Raw genomic sequence first — 22,664 nt, 5'->3', positions numbered from 1 at the left:
AAACAAAAGCGCCACGATTTGTTAAGTCGTGGCGCTTTTTAGTTCATAGCTTATTAAATCGCTGATTTAGTCGCGATAACAAAAGCCTATGGCTGTTGCTTAGTCGGAGCTAGAGCGATTTCACGGATACATACGTTTTGTGGTTGTTGGTAAGCGAATGATACTGCGCGAGCAATGTCGTCAGCTGCCAATACACCGCCCATGTCTTCTTTCCAAGAATCGTAACCGTCTTTGATCTCTTGAGATGTAGTGTGAGACAGAAGCTCAGTCTCAACAGCACCCGGTGCGATAGTAGTAACACGAACATTTGAAGCGGCCACTTCTTCACGAACGTTCTCAGAAATAGCATGTACCGCGAACTTAGTGCCACAGTAAGCTGCGTGGCTTGGGAATGTTTTCTTACCCGCGATTGAGCTGATGTTGATGATAGTACCTGTGTTGCGTTCCATCATTGGAGCAAGTACAGATTGCATGCCGTTTAGAAGACCAATCACGTTCACATCGAACATTGTCTTCCACTCTTGTGCGTCTTGAGTATCGATTTGACCAAGAAGCATTGCGCCAGCGTTGTTGATAAGCGCATCTACAGGGCCGAATTTCTCTTCACCTTGTGCGATAGCTGCGTCAAAAGACGCTTTGTCTGTTACGTCTACTTTCACTGACAGTGAATTTGGTAGGTTCAGTGCTTCAAGGCGGTCAATACGGCGAGCTAAAAGTAGCAGAGGGTGACCTTCATCGCTTAGACGACGAGCGATTGCTTCACCAATACCAGAGCTTGCACCTGTAATTACGATTAGTTTTTTCATTTTATTTCCTCTGTACTTTTATTGCGTCGGTTGGCTACGACGTATTGTTTAAGTGCATTCGAATCAAGTGTTTGTTGTCTTGCTTCGTTGCGATGGAGGTATATTAAGGAAAATAGCATTGTTGATATATAGCGCTTTACTTGAAACACTGTTGCTGTAGTGCAACAATAAAGCGTCTATCTCATAACTCCATTAGTAAGCTGGCGACTATGCTTAATCAAATTAACCTGTCTGATATTCGTTCTTTTGTGCTGATCGCTCGTTTAGGTAATTTCACCAAAGCGGCGGAGGAGTTGGATGTGTCGCGTTCCCACGTATCACGCCAAGTAAGTAGCCTAGAAAAGCAGATGGGTGTAACGCTGTTTATCCGCACTACTCGAACCTTGAGGCTGACTCACGCAGGGCAAGATTTGTACACGAGATGTGAACAAGCCTTAGATAATATAGACCAAGCGCTGATTGCTGCGGTTGATGATGTCGAAGAGGTACGCGGTGACATCAAAGTCAACTGTGTTGGCGGTTATTTAGGCGAAGTGATCATCGCGGATCTGGTCAATGAGTTTATGCAGCTCTACCCAGATATCAGCATCAGCCTTGATTTCAGTAGTAACCGAGTCGACTTGATTGAAGACGCGTTCGATATCGCTTTTCGTATGGGGAGCCTTGAAGATGCGGGCTTCATTGCGAGGAAGCTATTGGACATAGAGATGGGAACACTCGCGAGCCCTGAGTATTTTGCTCGCAAAGGAAAGCCTAACCACCCTAAAGAGTTGATCCATCACGACTGCTTAACCGGCTCGGTGCGTAAATGGAGTTTTCAGGCGCTTGATGACACCAAGAAAACACTCGATGTGCATGTGACGGGTAGGTTGCAATGTAAAAATGGTCGAGTGTTGGTACAAGGTGCGAAGTCCGGGAACGGGATTATTCGTGTACCTACTATCTATTGCTTACAAGAACTTAATGATGGGCAATTAGTTCAGGTGTTTGACGACTGGGTGGTACCTAAAGTGGACTTTTCAGCGATCTACCACCGAGACCGCTATCAACCAAGCCGGATTAGAACCTTTATTGATTTTGTGAAAAGTCGCTTTGAACAAATGCCAGTGAGCTAATCGTGCTTTCTGTATTTTGCTAATAGTGTGACCGGCTTGAGCTTACATCTCGTCGATTTCGTTTTGTAGGCTTTCTAGTTGATCCAGAATCAGTAAGAACTTCTCACCAAATGGAGTGACTTGGTATTCCACTCTTGGTGGCAGTTCGTTGAACATTTGCTTATCTAGAATCCCAAATTCTACATTTCGCTTTAAACATTCATTCAAGACCTTGGTCGATAACCCTTCGACCGAGCGTACCATTTCACCGGGACGATTGATGCCATTTGCCAGTAATTGGTAAACCGTGAGCGACCATTTACAACCGTAGATGGTCTCTACCATGCGAGCGGAACGCTCTGGCGCTGATTTTCTTGAAAAAAAGTTTTCCTGATTTTTCATAAAGATGTACCAATAAGTACCTACCTAACCGATTTGTACTTACTATTCATAGTGTTAGTTCAAAGCCTAAGATTACCACGTTCACATGACTTAGGAGATAACAAAATGAACTTCACTAAAAATGGTATTGCAGTAGTAATCGGTGGCACAAGTGGTATGGGCTTTGAAACAGCGAAGCAGTTGGTCGCTCAAAACATCCATGTGCTGGTTGTCGGCAATAACCCAACTAAGTTAGATAAAGCTGTATCAGAACTTCAGTCGCTGGGCCACGCTACTGGCTGGCAAGCTAATCTTTATGATGATGCAAGTGTGTCGAATCTTATTGCGCATCTAGAGTCACTTGAAGAGGGTATTGGTTACCTTGTTAATGCGGCTGGCTACTTTAACCCTAAAGCGTTTATCGAGCATCAGGAGTCGGATTACGAGCAATACATGCAGCTTAATAAAGCGACTTTCTTCATCACTCAAGCTGTCAGTAAGTTGATGATCAAAAACGGTGGCGGAAACGTGGTAAATGTAGGCTCTATGTGGGCGAAACAAGCTATTAAAGCGACGCCATCTTCTGCGTATTCAATGGCAAAGGCAGGACTACACGCTTTAACACAGCATATGGCGATGGAGCTTGCAGACCACAACATTCGCGTGAATGCGGTGTCTCCAGCGGTCGTTAAAACACCGATCTACGAATCATTCATTAAGCCAGAAGAAGTGGACCAAGCGCTAGAAGGCTTCAATGCTTTTCACCCAATTGGTCGAGTGGGTCAACCGAAAGACATCGCAAACAGTATCTCTTTCCTACTGTCTGACAGTGCCGATTGGGTAACGGGTGCAATCTGGGATGTTGATGGTGGTGTGATCGCAGGCCGCAATTAATCGAGCCGAGTTTTTAATATGGGGGATGCTTTGTTAGCAATTAGCAATTAGCAGCGAAGTCTCCCCCTCGCTCGTTATTCGCGTAGAATAGACATTAGCAAGACAATAATAATTAAAACAATATTTAGAGTAAGGTCGTCATTATGCTCAACATGGACTTTTCAAAGAGATTGGTTATCGAAACCGATAAACTAGATTGGGTTGCAAGCCCTGCCAAAGGAGTGTGGCGTAAGCCCCTAGAAAGAGAAGAGAAAGAATCAGGTCACACGACTAGCGTGGTGAAATACGACCCTCAATCTTCATTCTCTGAACACCCACATCCGCAAGGAGAAGAGATCTTCGTATTAGACGGTGTGTTCTCAGATGAAACTGGCGATTTCCCCGCTGGCACTTATATCCGTAATCCGCCAGGCAGCGCGCATTCCCCATCGAGTAAAGAGGGCTGCACGATCTTAGTTAAGCTTAATCAGTTTGATGCGAGAGACTTAACGCAAGTTCGAGTCAATACGCTCGAAACGGAATGGCTACCTGGTATTGGCGGGTTACAAGTCATGCCATTACATGAGTTTGAGCACGAGCATGTCGCTTTAGTTAAGTGGCCTGTTGGCGAACGTTTTCAGCCGCACCGTCACTTTGGTGGAGAAGAGATCTTTGTGTTGTCGGGCACCTTTAAAGATGAACATGGCGTGTACCCGAAACATACTTGGATGCGTAGCCCTCACATGAGCGAGCATTTCCCTTATGTGGAAGAAGAGACGGTCATCCTAGTGAAAACAGGTCATTTGCCACTGATATGATGATTATCTCGATAAGTAAAATAGAAAGCCGCTTACTAAAAGTCAGCGGCTTTCTGCTTTCTAGTGCCTATTGAGCTTACCTAATACACATTTGAGCATTAGTAAGCAACACCAATGCGTTGGCGCGGGAACTTGCCAGCTTCGAGCTCATCAATCATCGCAATAGCGTAATCGCTGACTGAAATTTTGCTGTTACCATCTTCGTCGGTGAGCAGTTGATCGCCACCAGTGCGGTAGGTCGATAGTTTCTCGCCCGGGAATATTTCTGCGGCAGGGCTAACGAACGTCCAGTTAACTTCGCTATTAGATTGCTTGAACACTTCAAGAGCTTCGCCCTGTGCTAGCGCTTCGTTTTTGTAATCCGCAGGGAAGTCAGGAACAGCCACTAGCGGTACGTTTGGCGCTACTTCTAATGAGCCAGCTCCGCCAACCCAAAGTAGGCGATCGATACCGATGCTCGGTAATGTTGCCAGCAATTTAGTCGCTGTGTTTTTTACGATGTCGTGATTACCCAGAGCACGTCCGCCAATCGAAGTAATGACTGCATCAACGCCGGATAGTGCGTTTGCTAGACTTGCGGCTTCATCTTGTAAATCAAATGAACGAACTTCAATGCCTTTGGTTTCCACCCGGCTTGCATCTCTTACCACAGCAACGACCTCGTGACCACGAGATTGAGCTTCTTGAGCGATGTGACTACCAATCCAACCTGATGCACCTAATACTGCAATTTTCATAATCTCTCTCCAATTATCTAATTTATTGAGTCGTTTTCTCGACAGCCATTGCAGTCTAATAGCTCACTAGGTTGCGATAAATATCGTAAAATGATGTAGATTGTATCTATATAGTGATCTAATAAGATTCGATTAGCTGCGAAATAGTTCAAGGAGAGTGTGATGGATAGGTTGACGGCAATGCGTAGCTTTGTCGAAGTTGCGAATTGTGCCAGCTTCACCCAAGCAGCTGAGCATTTGGACATGAGTCGGTTGCAGGTTTCACGTCATGTTCAAGAGATAGAAGGGTGGCTGAAGCAGAGGCTATTACATAGGACGACTCGAAAGGTGAGCTTGACGGCGGCAGGGGAAATCGCTCTGCAACGCTGTGAGAAAATCCTTCATGAGACCGCTGAGTTAGAAGTTACGTCACTCAATCAAACCGATGATCTTTCTGGAACCATTCGAATTGCCGCACCCATCGGGTTAACTCAGCATATGTTGTTGGACGTGGTCGAGCAGTTCACTGAGCGCCACCCTAATATCACGGTTGAGCTGTTTGCCTCAGACCGCTTTACTCAGCTGGTGGATGAGAGGATCGATATTGCACTTCGCTACACTGATCAACCTGACGATAGCTTGATTGCACGAAAGCTAATGGTCATTGATTCAGTGGTGTGTGCCTCGCAAGCCTACTTGGACAAACATGGTGAACCTGAAACGGTCGAGGCGCTTCGACAACACAATTGTTTTCGTCACTTGAATGTTTCTAAGTGGGATTTTGTTAAGGACAATCAACACTATTCAGTTGAGGTGTCTGGCACCATCAAGGCTAACGATGTTGGAGTGCTAACTCGCGCTGCACAGCATGGAAAAGGGGTGGTTCGTTTACCTTGTGATTTAGCCAACCCACTGATTGCGAATGGTAAACTGATACGAATATTGGATGAGTTTGTTTCGCCCAGCAGCGTTCTGTGGGCAGTGTATCTGTCTCGCAGTTATCAGCTTCCAGTTGTTCGTCAGTTCATTGATTTTGCGGCACAAGCTTGGGCTAGCGATATCAAGTCCGGTGATGTTTGAAACTTCATAGGCAATGATACATAGCGATAGAAATTTAAAAGCCCATAAATACAAAAATCCGATATCAATGGTGATATCGGATTTGAACTCAATAATTCAGAGTTCCAGCACGCTCTCCTCTCACGAAGTCTTTACATGTAATGGTGTACAGATAATCGGGTATTTATCACCTTTTCGTTGATGTCTGGTAAAGGCTGATACAGGCTTCTCGTAATGTCGGATAATACTTGGTCGTAAACTTGCGACACGATACTAGAGATGTCACTGGTTAATTCGTACATGCTATCTGCCGGTTGGGTCGCTTCGTTACTTGATGCGATCTCTGAGAGTGCATGCATCGCTCGCGTACAAACCGGTGACCCACTACTAAGAGGGCAGATAATCGATAACTGGTTGAGTTTTCTGTGTGTCTGAGAGGCGTAGAATTTGAATCTCAAATACTCCTCAGGCTTCTCCATATCCGCCTTCTCTATTCCAGGGATACACATTCGTAATTTGGTCAGGATCTCCATGCAATCTAAGATCTGTTGCCAATTCATGTGGTACTCACGGCTCATGTCTTCACGCTCAGACTGAATTAGCCAGATGATCATTACTTCATCCATCAAGAACATGCTATGGCGAATTGTTTTGCCATGAATCGATTGGTTACGCACCAAGCTACGGTTTTGCCAGTCGCTGTGCATAGCGATGAGTTTAAGGTGATAGATGCGATACATAGGGCGGCTATCAAACGACACATGGGATTGAAGCAGTTCAGATACCTCAAGTATGTTGTCGTAAATCTCATTCACTTTGCGAATCGAGTCGCTAGACAATTTATACGCCAGAGCGTAATGCGTTGCCGCGCGGTGTTTGCGTGATAACAACAATAACTCTCTAAGCAGAACTAAGGTTTCAAACCTGTGTGATAGCGCTGTTTGTCTCTTCCTTGAGAAATGAAACAGGGCTGCAAGTACTAATAGGGATAAACCCACCGAAATAACTACAAACATATTCAACTCCTAATATTTGTATACCTACTTAGTGGTAGTGCAGACACCATGCCAAAATAAATAAGTGTTATATTTCATTGGGTTATGATTTTTCTAAAATTATGGATGATCAATTATGGTGCATGACTTCACCATTCGAGTGAATGTTTCTCATATTTTGCAGGATTTTTTGAGAGGTTACGCTTTTCTAACGATAGGTTGGGGAGGTTTCGGTAAGTAGAGACACTTTGGCGATCCATTTCAGGCTCGTTTCAAGCTACGCAAATTAAAAAGGCCTCACCCTTATATGCTTTTACTCTAAAAGCAGTAAGAGTGAGGCCTTTCAATGTTCACGTCGCAGTGTAGTTGACTTAACTACTAAGTGTTTAGCATTGAGGGCTAAACGTTATGCAAGCTTAAGGTCGAACTCGTTGCGGTACATCACCATATCTTCAATGGTCAGTACTGGCATGTTATGTAGTTTACCGAAAGCAACGATCTCTGGCGCTTTTGCCATTGTACCGTCTGGGTTGGTTACTTCACACAGTACACCTGCCGATTGAAGGCCTGCCATTTGCATCAGATCCACAGTACCTTCTGTGTGGCCGCGGCGAGCAAGTACACCACCTTTACGAGCACGCAGTGGGAATACGTGACCAGGGCGAGCTAGATCTGAAGGCTTAGCCGTTGGGTTTGCCGCTGTCTTGATCGTTGTTACACGGTCAGCAGCAGAAACACCGGTCGTTACACCGACTTTCGCTTCGATAGTTACGGTAAACGCAGTTTGGTTTGCGCTGTTGTTATCAACAACCATAGGCGGAAGTTCAAGTTGGTTTGCTTGTTCGTCAGTTAGACACAAGCACACGATGCCGCTGCATTCACGGATCATTAACGCCATTTGAGCATTGGTTAGGTGTTCTACTGAGTAGATGATGTCGCCTTCGTTCTCACGATCTTCATCGTCAAGTAAAAGTACGCCACGACCTTCGCGTAGAGCTTGCAGTGCGTTTTCAACACGAGTGATTGGTTCGCCAAATTCGGCAAGTAGTGAAGACTGATTCATGGTTAAACTCCTAAAATATCACCAGAATCAGGGCTGTATGAGGGATCTCAACGAGCACAACAAAGCCAACTCATTACCAGTCGGTTCATCATGGTCTTATCCAAAACGAAATGCACACGTCTGAGTTGGAGGCATGAACCCAATAAACAGGTACGCCTTTCCAACTTAAACGAGTGTCTTTCCATTCTCTCTCATCCGGACTATAACCGTCGGCTCTGGCATCTCACCAGATCTGCTGACCTCGACGAATCGAGCGCTCGCGGGCTTATCTTTAGGTTTTGCTAAGGACATACCGCCGGTGGGGAATTTCGCCCCGCCCTGAGAATAAAAATTAATAATCTGTTTTGCTTTGAAAGCAGACCAGATGTTAATCCTTTCAATAGTGGATTTAAAGGACTGACAGCAAAGTTTTTTAGATTCTGGCCTTATAATCCGGTAAGTGTTCACTTTATCGGCAGACCTTGGCGTGTGGTGTTTAGCCGAGCGCAGGTTATGTTTAGCGGGTTTTGATGTCTATATGTGCACAAGTGGATGGTCTGTATTATTGGTGATGAAGTGACAGTTCATCAGCTCAATACTTAAGAGGCCCTTTAATCGATTATTGTTACACCATGACGGCTTACTGACCGTTTTGACATAAAATTGATATTGGCGATGCTAAGCTGCGATAGCATCCGACCACTTTATCTCAAAGATCTTAGCCATGACTTCTCTGTTCTCTAACAAATCCAAAGGCTTATTACTGCTCGTTTTAAGCTTGTATTCTCTAGTGCCTTTTTTGATCTTTGGATCTGACTTCGACCTTGGAAGCGCCGTTCTGCCTTTCTACGGTGCTTTTATGACGTTCGTGACTTACTCGGCGGGTAATCAAGGGTTCTTGGTCACGCTCGCTGTTTTGTCTTTAGCCTTGCTCACGATGAAGTTTTCTAAAGCTAAGTTAGTCAGCCTTTGTCTGCAGCTCGGTATCTTATTGGTGCTCAGCTTTGCAGCGAAGACCTTCTTAAAGCATTCAACAGAGAGCCCACGTCCTTATTCTGAGTATTTGGTGACGCAAGAAGTGGTTGAAATGCCCGAGCTATTTTATGAGCTGCCTTTGGTAGAAAAAAATGCCGCGATTGAATCTGTGCAAGATAAGGTCAGCGAGTGGCGCACTCGTCATTGGCATGGCGAAACGGACTACTCTTTCCCATCTGGACACATGATTTTTGTCGGTGTGTGTTTGGCATTCTTTGGCGGGTTGTTCTTAGAGGCGAAACGCTTTTATTTAGTCGGCGGTTTGTTGGTTTGGGCTGGTGGTGTCGCCTATAGCCGTGTTTGGCTTGGCATGCATCGACCTGAAGACTTGGCGGCGTCTATCGCCTTTGCGGGTTTAATTTATTTATTGGTGCCACTGATTCCAACGCAAAAGATAGAACCTTTATTGCCTAAATTTTTAAGAGTCACCTAAGTTTTTAAGAGAGGCTTAAGGTTTTAAGAGCGGCCTAAGTTTTTAAGACGAGCATAAATCTATATTTAACAAGTAGATATTCTGGCTACTGATTGAGCCCGAGTTCTGCTTGTTTCTTTTTGGTTAGACCTAAAGACACAATTCGGTGTGACTCCGTGAGGTAGTATCTTAGTTCCTCATCCCTTTCTGATGTGCTCTCAAAAAGCTGAATCCACTTCATGCCACGAGAAGCAAAGTAGGGGGCGGGTTTATAGCCCGGCTCTTCTTTGAGAAAGTCGAAATTCTGATCGGACGCCTTGAAGATAAACGCAGGCTCATCTTTCGGTCCCCAACCACCAATCGCAAACACCTTGCCACCCACTTTCCAAACGTGAGAGTTATTCCACTGCATCACGTAGCTGGTGGCTGCTTGTGATTCACAGAATGCATTGAACTCGTCGTATGTCATAGAGCGCCCTTTCAATAGTTTGGTGTTGGATGGGGTGTTTATTGCCGATACCGCTAGAAGTTAACCAGCTAAGCCTTGCCAAATAGCCGTCAAGCCACTGATAGAACATAGCAGTAAAGAAGCGATACGTATCTTCTCTTTTGAAATCGTTTGAGTGGTTATCATAGCCACTTTGTAGCCTAACCAAGCAGCGGGTAACAAAGGTATTGTGATGATCAAATGGTGGAGCGTGAAGAAGCCAATTGGGATCTGCACGACTAATGAAATGATTGAGCTAAACACAAAGAAAGCAGAAAGGTTACCACGAAGCTGGTTAGCATCTTGGTGTTGAAGCAGTAACGCCATCGGCGGTCCCCCAATACCCGAACTTGTCCCAAAGAACCCTGAGAAAAATCCTGCAATCCCCATCTTCGCGGGTGTTGGCTCCAATCTAAATGGTAGTAGGCTTACAATCACAGCAAACACTACCAGTAAACCTAGCCACAGGGATAATACGCTTGTAGAAACCATCACTAGTAAAGCCCCGCCAGCCAGTGAGCCAGGGATTCGGCCTAGCAGTGCGACTTTGAGTCCGCCAATAGAGATGTTTGCGCGGTGTTTTAACGCATTAAATATTGAGATAAATAGGCCAATGAGGCAGATAGGCGCAGGGACATAGTCTGGCGAGACCAAAAACAGCAATGGTGCGGCGACAACAGCCAAGCCAAAGCCGATGGCGGTTTGTACAAACGAACCAACAAAAATGAGTGCCATTGCGATAAGGGCAGTCTGATTTAGGTATTCCATAGGCCTGCGAGTAAGTTCTAAAGGAGCGAATGGATACTATAAATTAAAACGGTAGAAATAGTCTTAATATTCAGTGAGCTTTATGCAAGTTTCGTTAGTTGCGTAGTCAGTTTTTGCGGCCAATAAAAAAGAGAGCGGATATCTCAGGAACTAGTCCATTCAATATCCACTCTCTCATTGGATTGCTTATCGCTATAACTGATTGGGGGAGTAAGTATTAAACGTTAAGCCATTGCCAATTTCAGACGCTCAATTGGCTTGTCATTGATCGGTAAATGGATAAGCGCAGCTGCAAATGCTAATACCACCGTTGACCACCAGATTGGTTCGTAAGATCCGTAGTAATCGTAAATACGACCGCCAACCCAAGCTCCTAAGAAGCTACCTACTTGGTGAGTGAAGAACACCAAACCGTACAGAGTCGATAGGTAACGAGCTCCAAAAATTTGACGAACTAAACCAGAAGTCAGTGGAACTGTACCAAGCCAACAGAAGCCAATTGCAGCACCGAAGATCGCTGCGGTTGATTCCGTGACTGGTAGAGTGACAAACGCACCGATAACCACCGTTCGAACTAAGTAAAGTGCAGACATCACATGACGCTTGCTGAACTTGTCTCCCATTACGCCCCAGAAGTAAGAACCGAAGATGTTGAAGATACCAACGTAAGCCAATGCCATTGCTGCGCTGCTCGCTGGTAAGTTTTTGTCAGCTAGGTAGCTTGGTAAATGCGTAGCAATAAACATCACGTGGAAACCACACACGAAGAAGCCTGCGTGAATCAACCAGTAACCTCTGTGAGAGAAGGCTTCTGATAGTGCTTCTTTCAATGTTTGATTGTCTTCAACTTGCACTTGTTTGTTTGAGGTTGCTTTTGGCGCTCGCATGAACAGCGCAAAAGAGATCATCACGCAGCACAGCACGCCAAACACCTGCATCGCACTCTGCCAATCAAATTCGTTCAACATGTATTGCGCGCCCGGAATCACCGCGAACATACCAAATGAACCGGCAGCTGTGGTTAAACCGAATGCTTTAGCGGCGTGTTCTGCAGGTACCACTTTCGCTACTGCACCTAATACGATCACATAGCTTGTTGCACTCAGTCCAAGGCCAACCAATGCTCCCAATGAAATGTAAAGCATGCTTGATTCGGTAGAAATTGAGGTAAGAAGTAAACCCAAACCGTAAGCACATGCGCCTGCAATAATGATGCGTCTTGCTCCCCATTTGTCAGCGGCCATACCAACAAAAGGTTGGAACACACCGAACAATAGGTTTTGTAGAGCAATAGCGAAGCTGAAAAACTCTCGACCCGTGCCGAAATGCTCTGAAATTGGCATCATGAAAATGCCGAATGATTGTCTGATCCCTAGACTGATAATAAGTGTGCCGATCCCAAGCCATACCAGTAAAGGAAAACGGAAAATGCTCATTCTAATACTCTTAAATTAATGGTGGTGATGTGAGTGGTCTTGCGCAGACATGTTTTGTTCAGTCATATGATGGTGATGCTCGTGTCCTGATTGCTGGTGGCAGCCACTACTCACGGCGTGCTGAGCCAAAAGATCAATCAGTGGCTGACTGTGATGCACAATAACCAAACTAATGACGAGGAATAACGTCATTCTGGCTAGTTGAGCAAAAAGAGATTGTGAAAACATAAGGTGTTTACATGCGCTCTATGTTGTAAGAAGTCGCGCATCATAATGATGGGTGGGATATGTATCAAATGACTATTTGTGATTTAGTCTATGCGTTTTATGCATAGACATATACGTTGCCGGGCTGAGGGTAAAACGTGACAAAAATATGAGAAAACTCGGCACTCATTAATTCCGACGTAAAAGCCTGCAATTCAATATGGATACTTAGTATCGTGTCTGTAACTGTCTGCTTTAGTGAGCTTTTTCACAAAACTGTAAAAACTAATATACAAACTAGTCACCTAAGAAGATCGGCTGTTCGCTCGACTTATCTGTTAAACATCGTAAATTTGGGCCTAAATCGTTTCAACATGACTGAAACGCGATATAAAAAGATTCAGGGAGAGTCATTCACATGGATAAAGATCATAACTTTCGCGAAAACTTGCTCGCATTGGTCTTAGGAAGCGCACTGGTTTCGCTTGGCGTTATCTTTTTCAATCAAGTCGGTTTGCTCACCGGAGGAACCGCTGGTCTAGCGATCTTCATCACCAAAGTGACAGATCTAAGCTTTGGCCAAGTGTTCTTTGCACTTAACTTACCTTTCTATATTTTATCGGTCGCTCGTATGGGCTGGCGTTTCACTATTAACACCTTTATTGCCGTTTCGATAGTTTCGTTCGCAGTGGACCACTTATATCACGTGATTCAAATTGCGGAGATTCATGCACTGTATGCAGCATTACTGGGCGGCGGATTAATTGGTACCGGTATGTTGGTGATTTTCCGTCACAAGATGAGCTTGGGCGGCTTTAATATTCTGGCGCTGTTTTTACAGGAGCGTTTTGGGATTCGAGCAGGCAAGGTTCAGATGGCACTGGACTGTACTATTGTGGTGCTTTCACTGTTTATCGTTGATGCGCCACTGATACTATTGTCTGTATTGGGGGCAGTAGTCACCAACTTGATTCTCGCGATGAACCACAAACCTGGGCGCTACCAACCCGTTGTAAAAGCGGAAGCGGCTTAGTCAGTTTGAGTTTAAGCTTATATTGCAAGCCGTAGAAAACAACAAAGCCAGCATCAATTGCTGGCTTTGTTTTCTGAAAATAGTCATTCAACGCTTAGCAGTTGCCGCAACCGGATTCCGGTTTGAGATCGCAATCAATCACATTACCTTGTTTGTCTAGTGACAAGTTGCAGCACTGTTCAAATAGATTCTTAAGATCGCCACGACTTTTCTGAACGCGAGATTTCACCGTTGAATAGCTGATGTTTTGTGCCTCTGCGATCTCTTTCTGGCTCTGACCCTTGATATCAACGGCAAGCAATAGTGCAGCACTTTGCTCGGGTAACGCTTGAATGAAGGGTTCAATGCATAAAGACAAGTTCTGTTTGAACTCTTCATTGTGGTCTAAATCTGCAAACCACAAATCGTCTGCATCAATTTTACTATCACGTTGTTGGCGAGCGTGTTTACGATAGAAGTCGATAATTGTGTTATTGGCTAATTGAAATAACCACGATTTAACACTGCTCGCATCTTGCACCTTGTGTAGGTTCTGAAAAGTCTTAATTAAGATCTCTTGCAGCAAATCATCTACATCGGCGGAATTACTTACTTTAGAGTGAAGGAATGCTTTTAATGTCTGCTGATATTCAGCCCAAACCTGCTCTAAGTCTAAAGATGTGCTATTTGCACTGTTCATTTACGCAACACTCGTCTTGTAAGAAACCAATAACCCCTTCTAGGCATTCATATTCTGCGACACAAAAGAGAGTTCTGCCTTCACGTCGTTGGCTTATAAGGCCTGCTGATGCAAGGCTTGATATGTGGTGAGATAAAGTAGAACCGGGGATACCGAGTTCTTCTTGTAGGCCGCCAACCGCAATGCCTTGGTAGCCAGCTTTAACGACACTTTTATAGATACTAAGGCGAATAGGGTGGCCCAGCTCTTTCAGTGCTTTTGCTACGACTTCTAAGTTCATATTAACTCCTCAAGATTTAATTTCGATAATAGTCGAAATGTTTGTCGAATTCAAATATAAAAACAGTGAATACGTAAGTCATTGAAAGTTTGTTGATTTGAAAATTAATTCGATTTTTATCGAAATAAATCTTGATCTGTAACTATTTATTTCTATAATTCGAGAATATTCGAAATTAAGGGTCGGGTACTTTCCTCATAGAGTTCGACCTTCAATCCTGTTTGGAGTTAATTATGAGCAATGAAATGTTAACAATGCTAAAAGACGCGCTTGATATGTTTGCTTTCTTAGCAGTAGAGCTAATCATCCTTTTCTTGGCAATTAGCTACATTGTTGGGATTCTGCAAGAGTTCCTTACGCCTGAGAAGATTCAATCTATCTTGAGCTCACGCAACGGTAAGGGCTATGTGATTGCCGCACTACTGGGGGCGATTACACCTTTCTGTTCATGTTCGACGATTCCTTTCCTAAAAGGTTTGCTGCGTGCACGAGCGGGTTTTGGTCCAATGATGGTGTTCCTATTTGGTAGTCCACTATTGAACCCAGTGATCATTGGTTTGTTTGTGATTACCTTCGGCTGGCAAGTTGCAGCGTTCTACTTCTTAGTGGCAATGACGGTATCAGTAGTCGCAGGTTACACACTGGAAAAACTAGGTTTTGAGCGTTACGTGAAAGCAGAAGCGTATGAATCAACGGGGTCATCTTCAAGTTGCGGTACTAGCTGTGGCGACTCTGCACCTAAAAAAGCAGCACCAGCAAAAGCGGAACCTTCTTGTGCTACAAGCGCATGTGGTGAACCTGCACCAGTAATGGCAAAAGAAAGTGCATGCTGTGGTACTAAGAAAGAAGAGCCGAAAGTAGAAGTATCATGCTGCTCAGCTGATGGCACAGTGACAGCAACAGTCGTTGAGAAGAAAGAGCCTAGCCGCTGGATGAGAATCTGGTTCTCGACTTGGAAAGACTTCAAACAAGTTTTCCCTTACTTGATGATGGGTATTGCAATTGGTTCATTCATCTATGGCTTCATTCCAACTGACTTGATTGCTGAATATGCAGGTGAAGGCAAGTGGTACGCGATTCCAATCGCAGCAGTAATTGGTATTCCACTGTACATCCGTGCTGAAGCTGTGATTCCACTGAGTGCAGCCCTAGTGCAAAAAGGTATGGCCTTGGGGTCAGTAATGGCATTGATCATTGGTAGTGCGGGCGCAAGTTTGACAGAAGTTATTCTGCTTAAGTCTATCTTCAAAAATCAGATGATTGCGGCTTTCCTATTCGTAATATTAAGTATGGCGATTGGTGCAGGTTACCTATACACCTTCATCTTTGGTTAATCTTAGATAACACCATCGATACGAAAATATAGCTAATAAAAAAGAGCTCACCTTGTTGAGCTCTTTTTGTTTTTAAAGGAAAGTAGCAGCGAAATATCACACAGGGTTTGGCAGTGCAGAAGAGGTGCCTTGAGTCGCGAAAGCATTGGTTGCCAACACATCGCAGTGGTGACGATTAATTGCATCGCCATAGTTGTTGGTGATACCGGGAAATTGAAAACGATACATTGGAATACCAAAGCGACGCTCTCTCTGCTGCCCGATTCGGTCTTTGCTTGTCCAAAGCAGTCGATTCTTCGCGGTGTAAGTCATGCCGTGCATTTTATTGAAGTATTCTTCGTGGCTACGCATCTGTTCGTACAACTCAATAATACGCTGTCTAGAAAAGTTCAGTGTTGAGCTGCTTTTAAGCTTGGTTCCCCATCCTGTTAATACCTTTTCCATAAAGTCTCGTGTGACGAGGCCAGGGCCTGTGAGCAACCCTGCACCTTTGCTTCCGCCAGAAGTATTGGCATTACCAACTAAGGTACCGTGTCGACCTGGCATATAGGTGGTGTAATATTGGGTTGAGCGAGATAGGCGGGGCATTCTTGCTTTGAATGCTAGAGAACGTTCGTCTTCCGCAAATACGCAAACGATCTGTTTTACGTTTTTACCAAGTGACTTGTAATCCTTGAAAGCGTTCATTCCACCTGGCACAGGATCGCAAGCAAAAATGTTGACTGGGATATGGCTAAGTTCCGGGTCTTTGAGCATACGGCTTGCCAATTCAAAGCAACTGACACCACCCCGACTCCATCCAACAATGTTCACTTGGCTGATCGGTTTACTCTGGCGCTCGATCGCTATGTTTTGTTGACGAGCGGCAATACCGTGTTTTAGATCTGCGGCTAACTCTTTTGAATCTTTGAGCCAATCTTGATATTTGCGGTTGGTTGCAAAAGGCCAAGCAGATTTCTCTGGGCGGGATTCACTGAGCAACCCCTTAGCTCGTTTGAGGTAATCATTCTTGTCTTGTTGGTTACCGCGTATGATGTTCAATACATGGCGCATATTGCTATCGATACCTTTGCCTTGCAGAGTCCCTCTAATCGCAGAGTATGTATCGTCCTTGCCTTGCTTTAACCATTCGTTTTGGTTTCCGCTGCCAACGCCGTCTACCTGGATATAGTCAATCATGTCTCGCCCTGTAGTATTCTTCGCCAATGTTGATATCAGCTCGCCAGACACATAGTTTTTATGGTTATTATCTTCTGAGTTGGATCCTGTTCCACAGAAGAATACGGTTAATACGCTCATCCTTTGCCTTTAACACCAATAATTAGAGATTAGAATCAGTATAGATGTTATATGAGAAATTTATAAGATTTAATGAGTTAGAGAAGCGCAGTTCCGAAAGTTGATGTAATTAGCCTGGGAAATATATCACTATTCAATTCTAGCGTACTTTTTATCTATAACTTTAAAGTTATCACTGATACTTATGTTTTTGTATTGTTAATGCAATGATGTCGATATTTTATATCGTAAGTTAATAATTGGATTGTTTTTACATTGATATCTAGTATTTGTATAAGGTCGATCAATCCAATAGCATTCATTAATATTCAGAATGTTACGTTTATTTGACGGTGGAAGTGTCAAAATTATGGAGTTAATGAATGAGAGATAAATTAAAAATTTACTGTCTTGGTGCCCCAATCGTTGATACGGAAGACCGATTTGATATTGAACAAGTAAGTGATATTGACCAACTACCAGAGTTGTTAGGTGGTGTAGTTGTTATAAATACAGAAGCCAGTGTACAAGATGATGCATTAAGTCAACTTCATCGTTGCAGAAAGTTTTGGTCTTGGAAGATCTATGTCTTTGAAACTAGCGAATTATCAGCTTGTTTATCTGATGGAGTTTTAAATCAAGAGACTATTGAAGAAGAACTGCTCCAACATAATAGAACGTTGAACAGTGTTTCTGAATCGATGGACGCTTTAGACCCTTTAATTGGGTGGTTAGGGTTAGAGCAACATCGACGACTGGTCCCTCATCGGTCCCTTGCTCTGAAATCGATATATTCATACCCTCTAGTCGACTTATATTATCCAGAGTTAAGTTCTACATATCGTTTTGTTTTGTCAGAGACCAAGCGTGATACGTTTGAATATGATGAGTTGATCAACCGAGTCCGTGTATGTTCTGACTGTGCTAGCGCTCACTTGAATTACATCGAAGTGTGCCCTTCATGTAAAGACATTGATATTACCGAGCGTGTCTCACTACATTGTTTCACCTGTGGTCATGTAGCCGAGCAAGGGCAATTTAAACGTAACCATAAACTGGAATGTCCTAAATGTTTAACTCAACTTCGTCATATCGGTGTGGATTATGATCGCCCGTTGGAGACTCATTCATGTAACGTCTGTTCTCATTCCTTTTCTGAAGCAGAGACTCTGGCTGTTTGTTTTAGTTGTGACGCCAAAAATGATGTTGCTCAGTTGGTTGTCAGAAAAATCTATTCATTAAAATTAGGTGTGCAGGGCGAGTATATATTCCGTCACGGAGTGAAATTATCTGCACCGGAACTTACGTTGCGCGGCAAAGTAGACAGTGGGTATTTTTCAAATCTCCTTGATTGGGTAAATCGTATCGCTATCCGTCATCAAGAAGAGCACCTTCTCCTAGGGCTACACCTGCCTGATTTAGCTCAATATGTATCTAAGAATGGTGATGCAAAAATGTTTGCATTGATCGAGCAAATTACTGAACGCCTTAACGGTTTGTTTCGAGACTCAGATATTTGTTGTCAGTACAAAAGTGATGTTCTTTTCGTATTTATGCCCAAAGCTAAGATGGAACACATCAATGTTTTGCGTGAAAAAATAGAAGCCCTTTGTCTACTTATTGAAGACGATGATTTCACATTGAATGTGTTCGCTTGGAGTCTTCCTGACCCTATGGTTAAAGAGGACGTAGGGGCATGGTTAGAGAGTAAGGTCGGCGAGATTTATGCTGTCGAATAGTCTCAATCTTCAACAATATTTTTGGGGGATGTTACTCGAAAATACAGAGCTATGGCTCATGTTGTTCCCCATGATGGTTATTATTGAACTGCCACTTTTTTTACTCGTGTTAACAGGCGTATTTCGTTGGTCTTATTCAGAGAGTGATATTGAGATAACAGAATACCCGAGCATATCTTTCGTTATTACTTGTTATGGCGAAGGGGATGCAATTGGAATTACGATAGACACACTAGTTGAGCAACTGTATCCCGGAAAGATTGAAGTGTTAGCGGTAGTTGATGGTGCAGCTCAGAATGAAGATACTTATCAAGCTGCGATTCGAGGTGAGCTGAGACATCAATCAGTAAAAAATCGCAATGTTCGAGTTATACCCAAGTGGCAAAGAGGAGGAAGAGTATCAACGTTGAATGCTGGTTTAGATAATGCCACCGGCGATTTTATTATAAATGTTGATGGCGATACTTCTTTTGATAACGATATGGCACTGCAAATGATGAAGCAATTTACTGACAAGAATGTGATTGCTTCGGGTGGCGCGTTGCGTGTGAGAAATTGGCAGGACAACTTACTTACTCGTATGCAATCTTTAGAGTATATGTTGTCTATGCAAGCAGGGAAAACAGGCCTCTCAAATTGGGGAGTGCTAAATAATATTTCTGGAGCCTTTGGTGCATTTAGAAAAAATGTATTAAAACAAGTTGGAGGTTGGGATACGCATACGGCTGAAGACCTCGATTTAACGATGAGGCTTAAGCAATATAAGAAACGCTACCCAAATAATAGATTGGCTTTTGCACCAAGAGCTGTCGGTCATACTGATGTGCCTCATACCTTGAAAGGATTGGTACAGCAAAGGCTTAGGTGGGACGGAGATTTATTGTTTCTGTTTTTGAGGAAACACAATGAAGGACTAACTCCCCGTTTATTGGGTTGGGGGAACTTCATCTTCACTCTCGTTTATGGTGTCTTGCAAAATGTATTGCTGCCGATTCTAGTATCAGTATTCATGTTCTATATATTTTTGGTCTACTCAATTGATTTTATTACTGCATTGATGATTCTAATTTATTGCGTGTATTTGTTTACCGTAATTCTATTTTTTACTGTTTACATTGGTTTAGTTTCTGAAAGGGAGAAAGAGGATCTTAGAATGGCTAAATGGCTACCCCTGTATCCTTTTTATCAGTTTTTTATGCGCTTGATTACTGCGTTCTCCATGATTAATGAATTATTTAGAAGAAGTCACGAAGAGTCGAGTATGGCTCCTTGGTGGGTATTGAAAAAAGGCAAAAGGTTTTAGCAATGAAAGTAAAGTTTCATCTGGATAAAAAAAACAAGCCTCAATCGGATGACGGTGTAAAGGTTGCTTACGGACAAGCCAAAAGAGGGGGCTATCGCTTTCGTTGGTATTTGATATTGAGCTTGGTAATAAGTCCGCTTTTATTCGTGGCTTATTTTTTCTTGAAGACAAACTTTCTCGTGATTGCTCCGGCTATTGTTACATCATATCCAGTTACTCTAACTGCTAAGGTTGCAGGCATTGTTGGGCCGATTCCGATAGAAGACGGAACTCAAGTGGATCGAGCACAGACTGCAATTCAATTGACGAATTTGGAAATTGAAGCACAGATTGAGTTTATACATGCGGAACTTTTGGGACTAAATGATGATTTATCAAGCGAAATGGAAGCATTACACTTGAATGGTATGGCAGAAACACGTCGGAATCTAATTAAAGTACAGCAGATTCAGAAACGCTATGAAGAATATCGTAAAAAAGGTCAAGTATCTGATGTTGACTATGCGAGCATTGTAGGGATGGGTAATTCGCTAAATAATCAACTGAACCAACAAAAGCTTGATTATCACAATGCTAAATTGGCCGAAAAGGAGCGAAAGTTGGCAGGGCCTGTAAGTATGGCTAGACGATCATTAATGAAAGACCTTGCGCTCAAGCGTGTTGAAGAGCAAGAGCTTTCAATAAAGTCGCCATATGCAGGACGTGTTGTTGATATACATGTTGTCGAGGGGCAGCGTGTTTTTGAAGGCGATGAGCTAGTGACAATAGCCCAAAATAACGTTCCTCATATCGTGGCTTACTTAGACCCTAAATATTTAGAAGACGCGGTAAAAGGAGCAAATGTGTTGGTAAAGTTTCCTAACGGTAGCTCTTTTGAGGCTGAAGTGTCCGATTCGGTGGAAGTTGTGAGTAAATTACCAAGCCAGTTAGTAAGCCCGTTTGAAGGTCAGCCTGCGTATTTGAAAGTTGTATTGGACTTTATTACAGCACCGCCAGAAGAGTATTGGGTTGAAGGGATGACTGTTGAAGCTCGTTTTTAGTCACGACAGTAACTAGTTTGAATAGTAAAATGGAGCTATGAACGCTCCATTTTTTTAGCATTCCGGTGGTTTAGAAACCGCGAATATCAAGCTCATTGTTGATCAACACGACACACTGAGAAGCGAACAACATGTTTGGACCTAAACTGATTTTCTCTGTTCCCAGACGCTTTAAGCTGTTGTAGCTCTTCTTCGGCATAGGGATGTGGTCAGTGAGAAGGAAACATGGGTTTTCAGCAATCTCTGCATCACGGATAAAGTCACCTTTCTTATCCATCATGTACAGCTGGTGGTCTTCAGCTAGCTCTTTAACCAGCTTTTCAAAACTCATAGTACGAACAGTGATGCCCGGCTCAACCTGACGCGTCTGTTCTTTAGTCATACCTTGAGAAGCGTCAACCGCTCTTACTACCGCTGATAACAATGCAGACTCGTGGAAGCCACCAATGTTGGTGATCTCGTTTGAATCGAATGTAATCGTACGTGAAAAGTCTTTAGTACTTTCTAATACAAGGTGCACGGTGACATTCTCACGGTGAGATTGAGCAACGAAGATCGTGTTCATCAGAGTATGAGCCAGAATCTCAGTATGAGCATCTTGCCCAACACCTTCTAAGATAAGTTTGCTCTCTGTAGGGGCTGCGCGAGCGCGTAATACGAATGAACGCATGGAATGTACCTTGTCAGTATGTGATAAAACGAAACGGCCTTATCAACATGAATTGATGAATAACCAAAATTGTGGCGGTATGTAACTCTTTTCTATTAATGAAGTCAAATAGAGTTGCGTATAGTGACAACCAGAAGAACTCTGCTTATTAAATAGATAATGACCACATTACAAGATGGTTAAGGTTGAAGCGACCCAATGTTAACGTAGATAGTATGTGCAAATTATTAGGTAGCTTGCAAAAGGAAGTACTCAATGAAGTTACAGAAGATCAATAAAGAAGAATATAGAAAGAAGATGAACCTGTTATTGGTTTCATTGGTTGGTTCACTCGCCGTGTTCGCCATTGTATTCGGAACCATACTGATTGAACTATTCGGTTCAGGGCAATCAATCGCGGGTGAATCGACAGGTAATTTCCACTTGAACGTATTAGGTGTGATCTTATCTGTTGCATTGAATGCATTTATCGCGAATCGTGTGAAAGGGCATGATTACTTCAAAGAAGCGCTTTATGTATGGAACCTTAAACAAATCCATAATCAAATCTATCGTAAGCTCAAGCGTATTCAACCCAAAGCTGAACAAGGCGACCGAGACGCGCTGACCATCCTTTACTTCTATTACACCACGCAAAAACAGGTATACGACCTAGACAACAACACATTGACGATAAAAACAGTTCAGCAATCGCTAGATAAGATCTTAGAATTGAGCGAGAGATGGAGTATTGAACTAAATATAGAGGCTTTTTCGAAAGATCTAATCGCAAAGTTTTAAGTAATATGCCCATTATTGTATGAGCTTTGAACGAGGAAAGAGCCTTTTGACGCAAAAGTAGCCACTTAAGAAGGTTTTTTGAATTTTTATCAAAAAAGGGGTTGCCATGTTTTCGATGATCTCTATAATGCCGCCTCACTGACACGGCAGACGCCACAAGGCTTCAGCAGTAATCAGTAAGACGGAAAGTTCGAAAGAAATTAATTTTAAAAAGTGTTTGACACTTAAGATTAAATCGCTAGAATTCACGTCCGCTTTCAAGGGTTTCTTTTTAAAAAGAAAGTTTTGAGAAGCAAAGCTCTTTAACAATTTAAACCTATCAATCTGTGTGGGCACTCGTTGATGAATATCAAAACGTTTTATCGTTAGATAAAACAGATTCTTCGGAATCAAAATGAT

The 22,664-nt window shown here is 43.2% G+C and carries 25 protein-coding genes and 1 riboswitch; of the genes, 11 read left to right on the top strand and 14 right to left on the bottom strand.

The window, feature by feature from the left end; all coding sequences use genetic code 11:
* Window positions 1–86 precede the first annotated feature (86 nt).
* On the bottom strand, window positions 87–806 hold the full coding sequence (locus F0232_RS19675; protein WP_008216572.1) for an SDR family oxidoreductase: 720 nt from the start codon (window positions 804–806) through the stop codon (window positions 87–89).
* 209 nt (window positions 807–1,015) lie between these two features.
* On the opposite strand from F0232_RS19675, the gene F0232_RS19670 reads away from it, so the two are divergent.
* Window positions 1,016–1,921 (top strand): LysR family transcriptional regulator, encoded by a 906-nt coding sequence (locus F0232_RS19670; RefSeq protein ID WP_105057928.1) that lies wholly within the window; start codon window positions 1,016–1,018, stop codon window positions 1,919–1,921.
* 42 nt (window positions 1,922–1,963) lie between these two features.
* Here F0232_RS19670 and F0232_RS19665 read toward each other — a convergent pair whose 3' ends face one another.
* Window positions 1,964–2,302: a helix-turn-helix domain-containing protein gene (locus tag F0232_RS19665; protein ID WP_004741127.1), complete on the bottom strand. Its 339-nt coding sequence runs from the start codon at window positions 2,300–2,302 to the stop codon at window positions 1,964–1,966.
* Between the two features lie 105 nt (window positions 2,303–2,407).
* Between F0232_RS19665 and F0232_RS19660 the strand changes: the two genes are divergently transcribed.
* Window positions 2,408–3,175, top strand: coding sequence for an SDR family NAD(P)-dependent oxidoreductase (locus tag F0232_RS19660; RefSeq protein ID WP_048659026.1), 768 nt, complete (start codon window positions 2,408–2,410; stop codon window positions 3,173–3,175).
* A 143-nt stretch (window positions 3,176–3,318) separates the two neighbouring features.
* Window positions 3,319–3,972, top strand: a complete 654-nt coding sequence (locus tag F0232_RS19655) for a cupin domain-containing protein (RefSeq protein WP_008216567.1) — start codon at window positions 3,319–3,321, stop codon at window positions 3,970–3,972.
* 98 nt (window positions 3,973–4,070) lie between these two features.
* On the opposite strand, the gene F0232_RS19650 is transcribed toward F0232_RS19655, so the two are convergent.
* Window positions 4,071–4,709 carry an NAD(P)-dependent oxidoreductase gene (locus F0232_RS19650; protein WP_105057929.1) on the bottom strand — a complete coding sequence of 213 codons (639 nt, stop codon included), beginning with the start codon at window positions 4,707–4,709 and terminating at the stop codon, window positions 4,071–4,073.
* Window positions 4,710–4,871: 162 nt separating this feature from the next.
* Here F0232_RS19650 and F0232_RS19645 point away from each other — a divergent pair, with 162 nt between their 5' ends.
* Entirely contained in the window at window positions 4,872–5,768 is an 897-nt protein-coding gene (locus tag F0232_RS19645) for a LysR family transcriptional regulator (protein ID WP_105057930.1), read from the top strand.
* A gap of 131 nt (window positions 5,769–5,899) precedes the next feature.
* Here the strand turns inward: F0232_RS19645 and F0232_RS19640 are convergent, their stop codons facing one another.
* Together F0232_RS19640 and ribB are read right to left on the bottom strand one after the other, a co-directional pair.
* Complete coding sequence (locus F0232_RS19640) at window positions 5,900–6,763, bottom strand: hypothetical protein (RefSeq protein WP_105057931.1); 864 nt, start codon at window positions 6,761–6,763, stop codon at window positions 5,900–5,902.
* A gap of 385 nt (window positions 6,764–7,148) precedes the next feature.
* On the bottom strand, window positions 7,149–7,805 hold the full coding sequence (gene ribB / locus F0232_RS19635; protein ID WP_061033831.1) for a 3,4-dihydroxy-2-butanone-4-phosphate synthase: 657 nt from the start codon (window positions 7,803–7,805) through the stop codon (window positions 7,149–7,151).
* Between the two features lie 179 nt (window positions 7,806–7,984).
* A riboswitch (FMN riboswitch) is annotated at window positions 7,985–8,135 on the bottom strand.
* A gap of 373 nt (window positions 8,136–8,508) precedes the next feature.
* Here ribB and F0232_RS19630 point away from each other — a divergent pair.
* Complete coding sequence (locus F0232_RS19630; RefSeq protein WP_105057932.1) at window positions 8,509–9,252, top strand: phosphatase PAP2 family protein; 744 nt, start codon at window positions 8,509–8,511, stop codon at window positions 9,250–9,252.
* A gap of 85 nt (window positions 9,253–9,337) precedes the next feature.
* Here the strand turns inward: F0232_RS19630 and F0232_RS19625 are convergent, their stop codons facing one another.
* The 4 genes from F0232_RS19625 to F0232_RS25110 form a co-directional block, all read right to left on the bottom strand.
* Window positions 9,338–9,700 carry an MmcQ/YjbR family DNA-binding protein gene (locus F0232_RS19625; protein ID WP_105057933.1) on the bottom strand — a complete coding sequence of 121 codons (363 nt, stop codon included), beginning with the start codon at window positions 9,698–9,700 and terminating at the stop codon, window positions 9,338–9,340.
* A 60-nt stretch (window positions 9,701–9,760) separates the two neighbouring features.
* Window positions 9,761–10,486, bottom strand: a complete 726-nt coding sequence (locus F0232_RS19620; RefSeq protein ID WP_061033828.1) for a sulfite exporter TauE/SafE family protein — start codon at window positions 10,484–10,486, stop codon at window positions 9,761–9,763.
* A 224-nt stretch (window positions 10,487–10,710) separates the two neighbouring features.
* Window positions 10,711–11,922 (bottom strand): MFS transporter, encoded by a 1,212-nt coding sequence (locus tag F0232_RS19615; protein WP_105057934.1) that lies wholly within the window; start codon window positions 11,920–11,922, stop codon window positions 10,711–10,713.
* Window positions 11,923–11,937: 15 nt separating this feature from the next.
* Entirely contained in the window at window positions 11,938–12,150 is a 213-nt protein-coding gene (locus tag F0232_RS25110) for a hypothetical protein (protein ID WP_081090368.1), read from the bottom strand.
* Between the two features lie 397 nt (window positions 12,151–12,547).
* Here F0232_RS25110 and F0232_RS19610 point away from each other — a divergent pair, with 397 nt between their 5' ends.
* Window positions 12,548–13,162: a YitT family protein gene (locus tag F0232_RS19610; protein ID WP_061033826.1), complete on the top strand. Its 615-nt coding sequence runs from the start codon at window positions 12,548–12,550 to the stop codon at window positions 13,160–13,162.
* A gap of 94 nt (window positions 13,163–13,256) precedes the next feature.
* Here the strand turns inward: F0232_RS19610 and sigZ are convergent, their stop codons facing one another.
* Together sigZ and F0232_RS19600 are read right to left on the bottom strand one after the other, a co-directional pair.
* The gene (gene sigZ, locus F0232_RS19605; RefSeq protein WP_105057935.1) at window positions 13,257–13,841 is read right to left on the bottom strand and encodes an RNA polymerase sigma factor SigZ; all 585 of its coding nucleotides are present in this window, start codon (window positions 13,839–13,841) and stop codon (window positions 13,257–13,259) included.
* A complete protein-coding gene (locus F0232_RS19600; RefSeq protein WP_004741113.1) occupies window positions 13,825–14,121 on the bottom strand; it encodes a helix-turn-helix transcriptional regulator in 297 nt (98 codons plus the stop codon). The genes sigZ and F0232_RS19600 overlap by 17 nt, the downstream gene beginning before the upstream one ends.
* Window positions 14,122–14,354: 233 nt before the next feature.
* Between F0232_RS19600 and F0232_RS19595 the strand changes: the two genes are divergently transcribed.
* Window positions 14,355–15,455: a permease gene (locus F0232_RS19595; RefSeq protein WP_105057936.1), complete on the top strand. Its 1,101-nt coding sequence runs from the start codon at window positions 14,355–14,357 to the stop codon at window positions 15,453–15,455.
* 96 nt (window positions 15,456–15,551) lie between these two features.
* On the opposite strand, the gene F0232_RS19590 is transcribed toward F0232_RS19595, so the two are convergent.
* The gene (locus F0232_RS19590) at window positions 15,552–16,754 is read right to left on the bottom strand and encodes a hypothetical protein (RefSeq protein WP_105057937.1); all 1,203 of its coding nucleotides are present in this window, start codon (window positions 16,752–16,754) and stop codon (window positions 15,552–15,554) included.
* Between the two features lie 362 nt (window positions 16,755–17,116).
* On the opposite strand from F0232_RS19590, the gene F0232_RS19585 reads away from it, so the two are divergent.
* Genes F0232_RS19585 through F0232_RS19575 form a run of 3 tightly spaced genes read left to right on the top strand, consistent with a single transcriptional unit; the run spans window position 17,117 to window position 20,815 of the window.
* Window positions 17,117–18,472 carry a diguanylate cyclase gene (locus F0232_RS19585; RefSeq protein ID WP_105057938.1) on the top strand — a complete coding sequence of 452 codons (1,356 nt, stop codon included), beginning with the start codon at window positions 17,117–17,119 and terminating at the stop codon, window positions 18,470–18,472.
* Window positions 18,459–19,775 carry a glycosyltransferase gene (locus F0232_RS19580; RefSeq protein ID WP_105057939.1) on the top strand — a complete coding sequence of 439 codons (1,317 nt, stop codon included), beginning with the start codon at window positions 18,459–18,461 and terminating at the stop codon, window positions 19,773–19,775. The genes F0232_RS19585 and F0232_RS19580 overlap by 14 nt, the downstream gene beginning before the upstream one ends.
* Window positions 19,742–20,815 (top strand): HlyD family secretion protein, encoded by a 1,074-nt coding sequence (locus F0232_RS19575; RefSeq protein ID WP_105057940.1) that lies wholly within the window; start codon window positions 19,742–19,744, stop codon window positions 20,813–20,815. Before F0232_RS19580 ends, F0232_RS19575 begins: the two co-directional genes overlap by 34 nt.
* Window positions 20,816–20,885: 70 nt before the next feature.
* Here F0232_RS19575 and trmY read toward each other — a convergent pair whose 3' ends face one another.
* Window positions 20,886–21,485 carry a tRNA (pseudouridine(54)-N(1))-methyltransferase TrmY gene (trmY, locus tag F0232_RS19570; RefSeq protein WP_004733046.1) on the bottom strand — a complete coding sequence of 200 codons (600 nt, stop codon included), beginning with the start codon at window positions 21,483–21,485 and terminating at the stop codon, window positions 20,886–20,888.
* A 255-nt stretch (window positions 21,486–21,740) separates the two neighbouring features.
* Between trmY and F0232_RS19565 the strand changes: the two genes are divergently transcribed.
* Window positions 21,741–22,265, top strand: coding sequence for a DUF3087 family protein (locus F0232_RS19565; protein WP_061033821.1), 525 nt, complete (start codon window positions 21,741–21,743; stop codon window positions 22,263–22,265).
* Between the two features lie 135 nt (window positions 22,266–22,400).
* Here the strand turns inward: F0232_RS19565 and F0232_RS24955 are convergent, their stop codons facing one another.
* Window positions 22,401–22,664, bottom strand: a complete 264-nt coding sequence (locus F0232_RS24955; RefSeq protein ID WP_367613623.1) for a hypothetical protein — start codon at window positions 22,662–22,664, stop codon at window positions 22,401–22,403.

This window comes from Vibrio sp. T3Y01 (assembly GCF_013114525.1).
GTDB classification, from domain to species: Bacteria; Pseudomonadota; Gammaproteobacteria; order Enterobacterales; family Vibrionaceae; genus Vibrio; species Vibrio chagasii_B.
Note: the sequence above shows the minus strand (reverse complement) of the source record. Positions and strands in the feature narration are given on the sequence as shown.